Source organism: Tepidibacter thalassicus DSM 15285, from assembly GCF_900129915.1.
Classification (GTDB): Bacteria; Bacillota; Clostridia; order Peptostreptococcales; family Peptostreptococcaceae; genus Tepidibacter; species Tepidibacter thalassicus.
On record NZ_FQXH01000009.1, the window covers coordinates 40,581 to 54,593 of the forward strand.

14 protein-coding genes and 1 other annotated feature are annotated in these 14,013 nt (G+C 28.0%); of the genes, 13 read left to right on the forward strand and 1 reads right to left on the reverse strand.

Annotated features, from left to right (window positions below):
- Positions 1-465: a cyclic pyranopterin monophosphate synthase MoaC gene (moaC, locus tag BUA19_RS05220; protein WP_072724401.1), complete on the forward strand. Its 465-nt coding sequence runs from the start codon at positions 1-3 to the stop codon at positions 463-465.
- Between the two features lie 19 nt (positions 466-484).
- The gene (locus tag BUA19_RS05225; protein WP_072724503.1) at positions 485-931 is read left to right on the forward strand and encodes an MOSC domain-containing protein; all 447 of its coding nucleotides are present in this window, start codon (positions 485-487) and stop codon (positions 929-931) included.
- Positions 932-934: 3 nt separating this feature from the next.
- Here BUA19_RS05225 and BUA19_RS05230 read toward each other — a convergent pair whose 3' ends face one another.
- Complete coding sequence (locus BUA19_RS05230; protein ID WP_072724403.1) at positions 935-1,609, reverse strand: uracil-DNA glycosylase; 675 nt, start codon at positions 1,607-1,609, stop codon at positions 935-937.
- Between the two features lie 174 nt (positions 1,610-1,783).
- On the opposite strand from BUA19_RS05230, the gene BUA19_RS05235 reads away from it, so the two are divergent.
- The 11 genes from BUA19_RS05235 to BUA19_RS05285 all read left to right on the forward strand — a co-directional run bounded on the left by BUA19_RS05235 (position 1,784) and on the right by BUA19_RS05285 (position 14,009).
- The gene (locus tag BUA19_RS05235) at positions 1,784-2,857 is read left to right on the forward strand and encodes a trypsin-like peptidase domain-containing protein (protein WP_072724405.1); all 1,074 of its coding nucleotides are present in this window, start codon (positions 1,784-1,786) and stop codon (positions 2,855-2,857) included.
- 15 nt (positions 2,858-2,872) lie between these two features.
- Positions 2,873-4,714 carry a hypothetical protein gene (locus BUA19_RS05240; RefSeq protein WP_072724407.1) on the forward strand — a complete coding sequence of 614 codons (1,842 nt, stop codon included), beginning with the start codon at positions 2,873-2,875 and terminating at the stop codon, positions 4,712-4,714.
- 57 nt (positions 4,715-4,771) lie between these two features.
- The gene (gene hisC, locus BUA19_RS05245; RefSeq protein WP_072724409.1) at positions 4,772-5,890 is read left to right on the forward strand and encodes a histidinol-phosphate transaminase; all 1,119 of its coding nucleotides are present in this window, start codon (positions 4,772-4,774) and stop codon (positions 5,888-5,890) included.
- Positions 5,891-7,669 carry an indolepyruvate ferredoxin oxidoreductase subunit alpha gene (gene iorA, locus BUA19_RS05250; RefSeq protein WP_072724411.1) on the forward strand — a complete coding sequence of 593 codons (1,779 nt, stop codon included), beginning with the start codon at positions 5,891-5,893 and terminating at the stop codon, positions 7,667-7,669.
- 2 nt (positions 7,670-7,671) lie between these two features.
- The gene (locus BUA19_RS05255) at positions 7,672-8,259 is read left to right on the forward strand and encodes an indolepyruvate oxidoreductase subunit beta (protein WP_072724413.1); all 588 of its coding nucleotides are present in this window, start codon (positions 7,672-7,674) and stop codon (positions 8,257-8,259) included.
- 148 nt (positions 8,260-8,407) lie between these two features.
- Entirely contained in the window at positions 8,408-8,998 is a 591-nt protein-coding gene (locus BUA19_RS05260; protein WP_072724415.1) for a hypothetical protein, read from the forward strand.
- Between the two features lie 117 nt (positions 8,999-9,115).
- The gene (locus BUA19_RS05265; protein WP_072724417.1) at positions 9,116-9,700 is read left to right on the forward strand and encodes a hypothetical protein; all 585 of its coding nucleotides are present in this window, start codon (positions 9,116-9,118) and stop codon (positions 9,698-9,700) included.
- A gap of 147 nt (positions 9,701-9,847) precedes the next feature.
- Positions 9,848-11,206 carry an MATE family efflux transporter gene (locus BUA19_RS05270; protein ID WP_072724419.1) on the forward strand — a complete coding sequence of 453 codons (1,359 nt, stop codon included), beginning with the start codon at positions 9,848-9,850 and terminating at the stop codon, positions 11,204-11,206.
- Between the two features lie 132 nt (positions 11,207-11,338).
- Positions 11,339-11,908 carry a TetR/AcrR family transcriptional regulator gene (locus tag BUA19_RS05275; protein ID WP_072724422.1) on the forward strand — a complete coding sequence of 190 codons (570 nt, stop codon included), beginning with the start codon at positions 11,339-11,341 and terminating at the stop codon, positions 11,906-11,908.
- 34 nt (positions 11,909-11,942) lie between these two features.
- Entirely contained in the window at positions 11,943-13,325 is a 1,383-nt protein-coding gene (locus BUA19_RS05280; protein WP_072724424.1) for an MATE family efflux transporter, read from the forward strand.
- A gap of 114 nt (positions 13,326-13,439) precedes the next feature.
- Positions 13,440-13,693, forward strand: a binding site (T-box leader).
- Between the two features lie 85 nt (positions 13,694-13,778).
- Positions 13,779-14,009, forward strand: a complete 231-nt coding sequence (locus tag BUA19_RS05285; RefSeq protein WP_084601958.1) for an ACT domain-containing protein — start codon at positions 13,779-13,781, stop codon at positions 14,007-14,009.
- The last annotated feature ends 4 nt before the right edge of the window (positions 14,010-14,013 follow it).

Sequence of the window (14,013 nt, forward strand, 5' to 3'; positions counted from 1 at the left end):
ATGGAATTTAGTCATTTTAATGAAAGTAAAAGAGCACATATGGTAAATGTAGGAGAAAAAAAAGATACTAAAAGAGTGGCAGTAGCTAAGGGAAATATAAAAATGAAAAAAGAAACTATTGATTTGATTAAGGAAGGACTCGTAAAAAAGGGAGATGTTTTATCAGTAGCTCAAATAGGAGGAATAATGGCAGCGAAAAAAACATTTGACCTAATTCCTATGTGTCATAACATATTTTTAACCGGTGCAGATATAAAATTTAATGTATTAGAAGATGAAATAGAAATAGAAGCTGTGGTTTCTACTGTTGGAAAAACAGGAGTTGAAATGGAAGCATTAACAGCGGTAGCCATGGCAGCTTTGACTATTTATGATATGTGTAAAGCAGTAGATAAAGATATGGTAATAGATAACATTAGACTTATCGAAAAAACTGGTGGTAAGTCGGATTACAAGAGAAAATAAATTGTGGGGAGGAATAGAAATGAATAAGGTTGGAAAAGTTGTGGCTATTAATATAAGCGAGAAAAAAGGGGTTATTAAAAAGCCTATACCTGAAGGTGAATTTAAGGAAGATTACGGTTTAGTTGGAGATGCTCATGCAGGGAAGTGGCATAGACAAGTAAGTTTACTTGGGAAAGAAAGTATGGATAAAATGAAGGCTTTAGGGATAGAAGGACTTTGTACAGGTAAATTTGCTGAAAATATTACAACACAAGGAATAGTACTTTATGAAATTCCTGTTGGAACAAAAATTAAAATAGGAGAAACTATTCAAGAGGTTACTCAGATAGGGAAAAAGTGTTATGAGGGGTGTGAAATAAGAAAACAAGTTGGAGATTGTATAATGCCAAAAGAAGGAATATTTACGAGAGTTATTAAAGGAGGTATAGTAAGACCAGGAGATAGTATAGAAGTTATAGAGGAGTAAATTTTATAAATTTTCAATTTGCCAATCTATAGGTGTTTTTCCTATTGAGATTAGAAAATTATTAGTTTTAGAAAACGGTTTGCTATTAAAGAAACCTCTGTGTGCAGAAAATGGGCTTGGATGAGGGGATTTTATTATGTAGTGTTTTGGGTTTTTTATTATATTTAATTTAGATTGAGCGTTTTTTCCCCAAAGTATAAATACAATAGGGTCATCTCTATCGTTTAGTAAACTAATCACTTTATCAGTGAAATATTCCCATCCTATATTTTTATGAGAGTTTGGTTGTCCTGCTCTAACTGTTAATACTGTATTGAGAAGCATAACTCCTTGGTCCGCCCATTTTTTTAAATAACCATTATTAGGAATATAACAGCCTAAATCATAATGAAGTTCTCTGTATATATTCATGAGAGAAGGAGGAATAGCTACATTTGGTTTTACAGAAAAACTCAAACCGTGTGCTTGATTAGGGCCATGGTATGGATCTTGTCCTAATATTACTACTTTTACATTCTTATATTCTGTATAGTGTAAAGCGTTAAAAATATCGTACATATTTGGATATATAATTTTTGTTCTATATTCATTTATTAAAAATTTTCTCAGTTTTAAATAATAGTCTTTTTTAAATTCATCTTCCAATAGATATTGCCAATCATTTTTTAATATTTTCATATAAATCACCCTAAAGAATTATAACATAATTTAATTTTTTTTTGAAATAATTGATGAGAATTCTTAAATAAGGATATTGAAGAATTGAATAATTTAAACTAATATATATATTCCTTTGAAAAAATATGGTAAAATTATAATTGTTTAGTTAAATAATACATAAGGAGGTATTTTATGAAAAAAATTTCAAGTTTTATTTTGAGTATTATTATGGTGTTTTCAATGACAATGTTGGGATTTGCACAAGAGAGTAAACAGGAAAATACAAAGGAATTGTTAAAGCAAATTCAAAAGTTACAACAAGAATTAGAGAAGGAAAGAAACAAAGTATCGCAAGTAATTGATGGAGTAAATCAATCGGTAGTTGCTATTATAGGTAAAAACAAAAAACTTAGAGAAAGAGAGAATATGTATTCGAAGTTTCCTAGTAATTTACAGCATGGTTCAGGTGTAATAATAACTAGTGAAGGAAGGATATTAACTAATAACCATGTAATAGACGGTTTAGATGAAATTTATGTAGTTACATATGATGGAAATGTGTATAAAGCAGAGCTTTTGTATGCAGATAAGGAAATGGACTTAGGGTTATTAAAAATCAATAGAACAGATTTAAAACCTATAAAATTAGCAAATGAAAATGAAATAAAGGTTGGAGATGAAGTTGTTGCAATAGGAACTCCTTTATCTTTTGGATATAGAAATAGTGCAAGTAAGGGAATAATAAGTGGACTTAATAGACCGGTAGATCGTTCTTATACTTATTTGCAAACAGATGCATCTATTAATCCAGGAAATAGTGGAGGGCCTCTTGTTAATATGAAAGGAGAATTAGTTGGTATAAATACATTGGGAACTATGTTTTTTCAAGGGATGAATTTTTCAATTCCGGTAAGTGATATTAATTATTTTTTAAATCATTACAATAAGTTTGGTAGAATAAAAAGATGTTTTACAGGAATTGAATTTGAAGAAAACTGGGCAGCAGTTCTTGGAATACCAAGTAAGCAAGGTTTAAAAGTAATAACTGTTCAAAAAAATGCAGTAGTAAGCTTAAATCAAGTAAAAGAAGGAGATATTTTAGAATCAATAGATGGAAAAGCTATTACATCTATTGCCCAATATAATGAAGTGTTAAAGAATTATTTACCTGGAGATAATGTGAAATTGACATTTAATAGAGGCGGTAAAAAGATAAATATTACAGTTACATTAAAAGAATATCCAAATAGAGAAAATGGAAAATAGGGAAGGAGTAATGTTATGAAAAAATTGTTTTCTTTTTTAGTTTCTGCATGTTTAGTTACAGGGTTGGCTACTCCGGTAGTATATGCTGTTGATGATGATGGAAAAATTGATTTATATGAAGTTTTTTCAAGTAAAGAAGATAAAATGAAAAATGAAGTTGGAAGTAGGATATATAAATGGTCTATGCATTTGCCGGATGATGCCATAATTTATAAATCTGAACAAGCAAATAATTTTAGGATGTCAACAAATAGTTATAAAGCATCTGTGGAGTTAGAGATCAATAAAAACAAAGATAATTTAACTTTAGAAGAAATGTTGTACAAAATACAAAATGCTTCGAGAGATGATTTTTTCTGGAAATTTGGAGAAAAAGAGTTTGTTGTGGATATTGAAAGAGATGATTGGGGACAAAGATATATACGTATAATAAAAGCAGATAAAGCTTATGATTACTTTATGGTAGATGAAGCGGCAGAAGAATTAGGAGAATATATTGAAAATAGAATTTATATAGCTAACAATTATATATACAATTTAGAAATAACTATGGATGGAGAGTTTTACAAGGGTCATGAAGAAATGTTTGAAAAATTAGTATCGTCTTTTAAACTTTCTTTTGAAGAAAATAATCCATATATTAAGGAACTTTCAGATTCAGTTAGTACTGCTAGAGAATATAAAAATACGAGTTATGGATGGAAGATAGTAATGAGTCCTTATTGGAAAATAGAGGGAACGCCTAACTCTCGATATCAAAAATTTTCTCCAGTATACAGTGATGAAGAGTTAAATGAAGAGAAAAAAAGTGAAGAAGATGTAGATGATGAATTAAAAGTATCTGAAGGAGTTGCTGTTAGTTTAATTAGTTCAGCTGAAGCAAATGAAAATGCTTCTAAATGGGCAAAAGAGGAAATTGAATTGATTAAAGATAATTATAATACTGATGTTTATGATATATTAAAATCTGAACCAAAAAAACAAGGAGATATGGATGCTTATCATGTAGTTATTAGATATAAAACAGTTACTAAAAAGCCGTATATTGTACATAATTTATATGTTGTAGGAAATGGATATAAATATTTAGTATCTGCAAGAATGACGGAAGAACAGTATAAAGACGATAAAAAGAGAAAGAGTTTTGAAAATATGATTAATTCTTTTAAATTAGATAAAGAATGTTTTAGTAAATATTTAGGAAAAATTATTACAGCAAAGTCAATAATGAATTTAAATGATTTAAAAGAGTTAAAAATGAAAAAATATGATTTTAAAACAAAAATAACAAAAAGCTGGAATGTTTCTAGTGATAGAGATTATTTTTATGATGATTTTTATTATAGTAGGTTTGATGATTCGGCATATAGAGGGGATATAAGTAATGATGAATATATAAGTGCTTGTGAAGTTACAAGTAATATGTGTTTAGATATGTCTGCATCGCTTAATACTGATGAAATTGACGAAATTATTAAAAATAGAGTAGAGAGATTTTTAGATGATAATGAAGTAAATATGGGGCTTGCAAATGTTAAAATTAAATCTGGAAACTATAAAGGAGCTTCAATTTATTATATTGAAAAAGAATACAATTTAGATAAAATAAAAACTTTTGTAAATGAAAATCAAAACAAAATATATAATTTAGAAGAATTAAAGAATGAGTATGAATATATAATAAAAATAGGAGAGGATACTTATATACAGACAATAACATTACCTGTGGCAAATACTACATCTAAAAATATGCTTAATGTAAAAAATATTTGGGAAAATACATTTATTAATAAAGTGAATTATACTAATGTGAATATACAGTGGAAAGAGCATAGTCTTGAAGAATTCGATGAGTAAAAAGTTAAAAAGAGGTAGTTGGAAAACTACCTCTTAAAAATAAAGGGGGTTGAGAATATGGGGAGAAATTTATTTAAAAATGAAGTGGCTTTTATAAAACCGTATATTCCAGGTAAACCCGTAGAAGAATTAAAAAGAGAATTAGACATAGAAGATATTGAAAAACTTGCATCGAATGAAAATCCGCTTGGTCCATCTAAAAAAGCAATTGAAGCAATTAAAAAAGAATTACATAATATTAATATTTATCCAGATGCTAATTGTACTAAATTAAAAGAAGAACTTGCTAAAAAACACAATTTAACTTCTGAAAATATTGTAGTAGGTAATGGTGGGGAAGAACTCTTAAAGATGATTGCACAGACTTTTATAAATCCTAGAGATGAAGCTATAATGGCAAATCCAACTTTTGGTAAATATGCTAGTGAAGTAATGTTTATGGGGGGGATAGTACATCAAATAAATCTTAAAAATTATAAACATGATTTTGAAACTTTTATAAAAAAAATAAATGATAAAACAAAGTTGATATTTGTATGTAATCCGAATAATCCAACTGGTAATATAATGACTAAATATGATATTGAGTATCTTGTAAATAATGTTCCAGATGATGTTGTTGTAGTGTTTGATGAAGCATATTATGATTATGCAGTTAAAAATAAAGATTATCCAGATACATTAAGCATATTAAAAGAAAGATCTAACACGATTATCTTGAGAACGTTTTCAAAGATTTCTGGAATTGCAGCTGTAAGGGTAGGATATTTGTTGACTTCTAAGGAAATTTGTGAAGCGATGAATAAGGTAAAACTTGTTTTTCACGTAAATAGACTTGCACAAGTAGCTGCTGTTGCAGCAATTCATGATATTGACCATGTAAAAAAGACAGTAGAGCTTAATTATAAGTCTATGGAAATTATGGAAAGATATTTTGAAGAAAATAAATTAGAATATATTAAGTCAAATGCAAATTTTGTATTTGTAAATGTAGGGATAGATTCGAGGATAGTATTTCAAAAATTACTTGAAAAAGGAATAATAATAAGACCAGGATATTTATGGAATTGGGACAATTGGTTAAGAGTTAGTACAGGAACACTTGAGCAAACTCAAAAATTTATAAATAGATTAGATGAAGTGTTAAGAGAAAATAAAAAAAGGGGGAGAGTTTAGATGAAAAAACTTATGACGGGAAATGAAGCTATTGCGAGAGGATTTTATGAAGCAGGAGGAGTTGTAGCTTGTGCATATCCAGGAACACCTTCTACTGAAATACTTGAAAATATGGTTTTATATAAGGATGATGTTTATTGTGAGTGGGCACCAAATGAGAAAGTAGCTTTAGAAGTAGCTATAGGTTCTTCTATTGCTGGTGCGAGATCTCTTGCTGCAATGAAGCATGTAGGAGTAAATGTTGCAGCAGATCCTATTATGACGTATGGATATACAGGAGTTAATGGAGGTCTTGTTTTAGTTTCAGCAGATGATCCTGGAATGCACTCATCTCAAAATGAGCAAGATAATAGATATTATGCTAAATTTGCAAAAATAGCGATGATTGAACCAAGTGATTCTCAAGAGGCCAAGGATTTTATAAAGGATGCTCTTGAAATATCTGAAAAATTTGATACAGCAGTTCTTTTTAGGGTTAGTACAAGAATATGTCATTCCAAAACTCTTGTGGAATTTAATGATAGACAAGATGTTGGTATTAAGCCTTATTCTAAAAATATATCAAAATTCGTTGCGACTCCTGGTAATGCTAGAAAACTTCATGTGGTAGTTGAGGATAAATTAAAAAAGCTTGAAGAGTTTAGTAATAATACTCATTTAAATAAAATTGAGTGGAATGACAAGAAAATAGGAATTATAACTTCTGGTATTTCTTATCAATATGCTAAAGAAGTATTTGGGAAAAGTGCTTCGTATTTAAAACTTGGATTTACTCATCCTCTTCCATTTAAAAAAATAGAAGAGTTTGCAAGTCAGGTAGAAATTTTATATGTAATAGAAGAATTAGAACCGTATATAGAAGAACAATTAAAATCAAGGGGAATTAGTTGTATAGGAAAAGAAAAAATACCTAGAATAGGAGAACTCAATCCGGATATAATAGCGAGTTCATTATTGGGTATGGAAAGCGAAGTTGCAAGTAGTGTAGAAATTTTAAAAGATGATATTATATCAAGACCTCCTACTTTATGTGCAGGATGTCCTCACAGAGGATTATTTTATGTATTATCTAAAAAGAAAAATATAATGATTACTGGAGATATTGGATGTTATACATTAGGATCTTCTGAACCATTAAATGCCATGGATACTTGTATTTGTATGGGGGCTTCTATTAGTTCAGGCCATGGCGCTCAAAAGGTATTTAATATAAATAATGAAGATAAGAAAGTAGTAAGTGTGATAGGAGATTCTACATTTTTTCATACAGGAATTTCTAGTTTAATTGATGTGGTATACAATAAAGGAAATTCAGTTACAGTTATACTCGATAATAGAATAACTGGAATGACTGGACATCAGGAAAATCCGGGAACAGGGTATACTTTGATGGGAGAAAAAACTATTGCAATAGATATTCCAAATCTATGTAAAGCAATAGGCGTGAATAATGTAAGGGTGGTAAATCCTCTTAATTTAGAAGAAACAGAAGATGCTGTAAATGAAGCACTTAAGTCAAATGAACCATTTGTAATAGTTACTAAATGGCCTTGTGTACTTAAAAAATTAAGTAAAGAAGATAAAGAACAATTTGATATTAATATAAAACCATTTAAAGTGAATGAGCAAAAATGTAAAAAGTGTAAAATGTGTTTAAAATCAGGATGTCCTGCTATATCACTTGAAGATACAGTGAAAATAGATCCGACTATGTGTGTCGGTTGCAGCGTATGTTCTCAAATTTGTCCATTTGATGCTATAGAAAGGGTAGGTGAATAATAATGAACAAAGTAAAAAATATTCTATTAGTAGGAGTTGGAGGACAAGGAATAATATTAGCTTCTAAGGTATTATCAAGTGGATTAATAGATGCAGGATATGATGTTAAAATGTCAGAGGTTCACGGTATGGCTCAAAGAGGAGGGAGTGTTACAACTCAGGTTAGATATGGAGAAAAAGTATACTCTCCTATAATAGGAAAAGGTCAAGCTGATGTTATTGTAGCTTTTGAAAAAGTAGAAGTATTAAGATGGCTTGAGTATTTAAAATCAGATGGGAAAATAGTAGTAAATGACTATAAAATACCGTCAGCTACTGTTCTTTCGGGAAAAGAAAAATATCCGGAAAAAGTAATTGAAAAGTTAAAAGAAAGATTTGATAATATAACTGTTGTAAATGCAGCTGATGAAGCTGTTAAACTTGGGAACATAAAAGCTCAAAATATAATAATGCTTGGTTGTCTTATAAAAGCACTGGGATTAAATGATATAGATTGGAATAAAGCTGTAAGGGAAAATGTAAAAGAAAAATTTGTAGATTTAAATATAAAAGCAATTGAAAAAGGAATGGAGTTATATTTACATATTTAATGATAATTAAGTCTGGAGAAATCCAGACTTTTATTGTGTTTTATCATAAAAATTAAATTTTATGCTTTTTTTTACAAATTTAGACATTGGTTTTGTATATAATTATAAAAGTGTTGTGAAAATCTAATAATGAGTAGGAGTTGAATATATGATAGAGAATTCAAATATTAAGAGAAAAAGATTAATAGAGAGTTTAAATAGAGTTGACTTTAAACTAGTATCAACTGACAATCATCCTATACTAAAAATTAAAAAAGAAATAGTTGAAAAGGTATATCAAGATGAAAATGATTTTAGAGTTAAGTGTTTTGAATTTGGAGAAAATTTTATAGAAATATTGAGAAAAGAGAAATTTGATAATATATTTGTACAAGCTTTATTTTATACAGAGCCTTTAGTGAATTTTTTTGAAGATAAATATGTTGATTATGAGTGTATTATAAATGACCGTTATTATGAAATAAAAACAGATGAGAAAGATATAAAAGATATTTTTATAGATCAGTTTGAACTTGGAGGTGCTATGAAAGCTTTAAATCTAATGGGAAAAGAGGCCGTGGAACTTTCAGAAAGGTTTTATAAAGTTATTAGTGAAAATACAAATTCAGAGGTATATTTGTATTATACACAAGAGTTATGGAATGATTATTTCTTTGGAGTATCATGGGATAGGACGTATATAATAGTAAATATTACTACGAGAAAACTGTGGGTTATGTGCTTTACAGATACAGATTAAAGTAATTAATATGAAAATGGAGTTTTATAAATAAATTTGAAGTTTACACAAATTTATTTATAGACTCCTTTTTTAAATAGAGATGTATTAAACTGAATATACAAAGGAGTTGAATATATGATAGAGAATTCAAATATTAAGAGAAAAAGATTAATAGAGAGTTTAAATAGTGTTGACTTTAAACTAGTATCAATTGACAATCATCCTATATTAAAAATTAAAGAAGAACTAGTTGAAAAGGTATATCAAAATGAAGATCAAGTTAGAATTAAATGTTTTGAATTTGGAGAAAATTTTATAAAAATATTGAGAAAAGAGAAATTCGATAATATATTTGTACAAGCTTTATTTCATACAGAGCCTTTAGTGAATTTTTTTGAAAATAAATATGTTGATTATGAACATATAAATGAATGTTATTATGAAATAAAAACAAATGAGAAAGATATAAAAGACACTTTTATACATCATTTTGAAGTTGGAGGTGCTAGGAAATTTATAGAAACAGAAGAAGAGTCTATAGAGCTTTCTAAAAGATTGTATAATGTTATTTGTGAGAATATAAATTCAGATTTATATCTTTATTTCACACCAGGAGTGTGGAATGATTATTTCTTTGGTATAGCCTGGGATAGGACGTATATAATAGTAAATATTACTACGAGAAAACTGTGGGTTATGTGCTTTACAGATACAGATTAAAGTAGTTAATAAAGTTATATTTATTAACTACAGAGAGTTTGAGAAAATGAAGCTATTTATGATAAAATTATCTTAATTATGTATAGACAATTTATTTTTGGTTATTGAATAAATATATTGGTATTAAAATATAGGGGAAGATGAGATATGATTAATAGTATTTTTAAGGATAATAAATTTTATAAAAATATGCTTTTACTGGCAATCCCTATTGCTCTTCAAAATTTAATAACATCATCACTTAATATGATAGATACAGTTATGATAGGAAAACTTGGAGAAAATCAAATTGCATCAGTTGGAATTGCGAATCAAGTATTTTTCTTGTATGTTATCATAATATTTGGAATTAACAGTGGAGCTTCTATGTTTATTTCTCAGTTTTGGGGCAAAAAAGATATAGATAATATAAGAAAAACTCTTTCAATATCAATTACGTCAGGATTAATATTGAGTTTAATATTTTTAACTTTAGTATTATTTGGTTCAGATATTATAATAAATATTTTTACAAGGGATAAGGAAGTAGTTGATTTTGCAAGAAGATATTTAAAAATAGTATGTATAAGTTATCCTATTACAGCTATAAGCTTTGCATATGGTTTTAGCTGTAGGAGCATTAACAGAGCTGTGCTTCCTATGATTGTAAGTGCTATTTGTATATTTATAAATGCATCGCTTAATTATATGTTGATATTTGGAAATTTTGGATTTCATCAAATGGGTGTAGTAGGAGCTGCTCTTGCTACTCTTATATCAAGAACTATAGAAATGGCAATTATTTTAGTATATGTATATAAAAAAGATCATCCTTTAAAGGTTAGTATAGATGATTTTAAGAGCGTATCAATTAATTTTATAAAAACTGTATTAAAAAAATCAACACCTGTAATATTAAATGATGCATTTTGGGCTCTTGGAATGGTAATGTATTCTATAGCATATGCTAAAGTTGGGACTAGAGCAATTGCAGCAACTCAAATTTCAAATACAATTCAAAACTTTTTTATGGTAGTTTCAATGGGACTTGCAAATGCTTGTGCAGTTATGCTTGGAAATGAAATAGGAGCAAATAATGAAGATACTGCAGTTGAATATTCTAAGAAGTTTTCAATATTAGGATTTGCAACTGGAGGATTAGTAGGGTTAATATTATATTTATTAATTCCGTTAATATTATCTGTATTTAATATTTCAACAGATTTATATAAAGATGTAGCTAAAATATTAATTATACTTTCTATATTTATGAGTTTAAAAACTTATAATGTAATATTAATAGTAGGTATATTAAGAAGTGGAGGAGACAACAAATTTTCACTATATTTGGAAATGGGGTCTGTTTGGCTTATTGGGGTTCCACTTGCATTTTTAGGAGCATTTCTTAAATATCCTATATATGTAATTGTATTTTTGGTATACTGTGAAGAAATAGTTAAGGGAATTATCGGATTTTTGAGAGTTGCATCTAAAAAATGGGTTAATAATATAGTAGCGCAAATATAGACTTTTGACATTATGTCAGGTCTATATTTTTTGTGCAAATATAAACTACTTGACTAACTAAGTTTTAAAAGTTATAATGAATTTAAATTCATATTAAGTGAACTTGAATTCATAAAAAGGAGATGTAAGAGAATGCCTAAGATTATAAAGGATTTAGAAAATAAAATATTTAATAGTGCAATAGATTTGTTTGGAGAGTATGGTTATAAGAAAGTTGACATGAAGTTAATTGCTAAAAAAGTAGGTATTGCTGTTGGAACTTTATATAATTATTATCCTAATAAAAAAGAACTTTATATAGATGTTTTTAAAAAAAGTTGGCAGGAGACATTTTATAAACTTGATAGTATTATAAATGAAAAATCTGATATTAAAGAAAAGATAAGAAAATATATAGATACATTATATAATGAGATATTGAGAAGAAAAGGACTAGGTGGAGAATTAATTAAAGAAAATGTATTTAGAGATGATGAAAAAGATGAACTTTTATATGTAAAAAGAGATTTATTAAAAAAAATAGAGGGATTAATAAAAGAAGTGAAAGAAGATATAGGGCTTAAATTAGAAGATGGAATGGAAAGTAGATTAGCTGAAACAATATTTATACTCATACTTAAAATTATGCTAGAACATCCAGATGAAAAAGAAAAAAATATTAAATTTATTATTGAACTTATAGAGTGTACCTATGGTAAATAGATTATTGACATAATTTAATTAGGAGGGTAAAAAAATGAGAGATCAAAGAGCAAAAATGATGGGAGAAGAAAAAATAGGAAGTGTTTTAACAAGGCTTGCTATACCAGGAATTATTGCTATGCTTATTAATGCAGTTTATAACATAATAGATACTATGTTTGTGGGGATGCTTAATAATACAAGTGCTATTGGTGCTGTTTCTGTAGTATTCCCAATGTTTATGCTAATAGCAGCAATGGGGCAGATGTTTGGTGTGGGTTCAGGTTCGTATATTTCAAGATTGCTAGGAGAAAAAAATAAAGAACAAGCTGATAAAACGACATCTACAACATTTTTTACAAGTGTAATTTTTAGTATTATTTTCACAATTATAGGAGTGATTTTTCTTGAGCAGTTTCTTGTATTGTTTGGAGCTACTGATACAATACTGTTTTATGCAAAAGATTATGCAAAAATATTAGTGTTTGGATCTACTTTTACAATTTGCAATATGACGCTTAATAATATGATTAGAGCAGAAGGTAATGCAAAATATAGTATGATTGCAATAAGTTTAGGAGCTTTAATAAATATTATTTTAGATCCAATTTTAATGTTTAGTTTTAATATGGGTATAAAAGGGGCAGCTTTAGCTACAGTATTAGCTCAGATGATATCTTTTATATATCTTATTAGTTATTTTATTTTAGGAAAAAGTTATATAAAAATATCTATCAAGCATTTTAAACCTTCAAAAGATATATATAGTGAGATATTAAAAATTGGTGCTGCTACATTTGCAAGACAATCTCTTGCAAGTTTATCTTTAGGTTTAATAAATGTAGCTGCTAAGCCATATGGAGATGCTGCTGTTGCTGCCATGGGGATTAGTCTTAGAATACTTTCTATAGGAATATATGTTGTGTTTGGATATAATCAAGGATTTCAACCTATTGCGGGATATAATTATGGAGCTAAAAAATACGATCGTTTATTTGAAGCTATAAAAATATCTCTTAAAACTACAACTATATTTACGGCTATTGTTACAGTAGTTTTTATAGTGTTTGCTAAGGAAATAACTTCGGTATTTACTATTGATCCAGAAGTTATTGATATAGGAGCTAAAACATTAAAAACGATATGTTTATTATTTCCGTTATTTGGATTTCAACAAGTTTACGCTTCATTATTTCAAGGATTGGGAAGGGGAAAAGAGTCATTTATTTTATCAGCTTCAAGGCAAGGTATATTTTTAATACCATCAATTGTAATATTGCCTAAATTTTGGGGGCTATATGGTGTAATTTTTAGTCAAGTTGTAGCAGATTTTTTTACTATAATGGTTACTGGTGTGCTTGCTTTGAAATTAAATAAGAGCTTAAAGGAGGAAGAAATTAATAGTATTAAAATAAAAGATAAATTAGGATATGAATAAAAAATAATTTTATATAAATATAAAATTATTCAAAAAATTAAATATTTTTCAAAAAACATATTGACAATATTTTGCTATGATAATATAATTTTTTACAACATAAAAAATTAATGTGTAAAGGCTAAGACGGAGACAAAAACATTCATCTATTAACTACAGAGAGCCAACGTTTGCTGAGAGTTGGTGTTAATAAGAATGTATAATGATCACTCCAGAGCTCCTGAGTTGAAAGATTTTAGTCGAGTAAATGAAGGCGGTTACCACCGTTATATGGTTAGGGTTCACGTTAAGTCGACCTGAAAAAAAGAGGTAGCTATGTTTTTGCTGCAAATAGAGTGGTACCGCGAAAGTAATCTTTCGTCTCTATGGATATGTGTATATTTATAGAGATGAAAGATTTTTTTATTTTAATAAACATGTTCAGAATATTTTAAATATACAGAGAGGAAAGGGATGAATATGGAAAATAGAGTTTATGCGAGATTAAATCAAGGGATAGATAGTTTTATAAGGGTTGCAAGTGTTTTGAGAAGAAAAGAATTTAATGTAAAAGAGATTAATATGATATCTGAAGATAGTTTTATTAATTTAGATATTGTGTTAGAAGATGAAGGTTATTTAGTTAATAAAATGGTAAATCAGATATCAAAATTAGTAGATGTAAAAGAGATAAGAGTATTATAGGGAG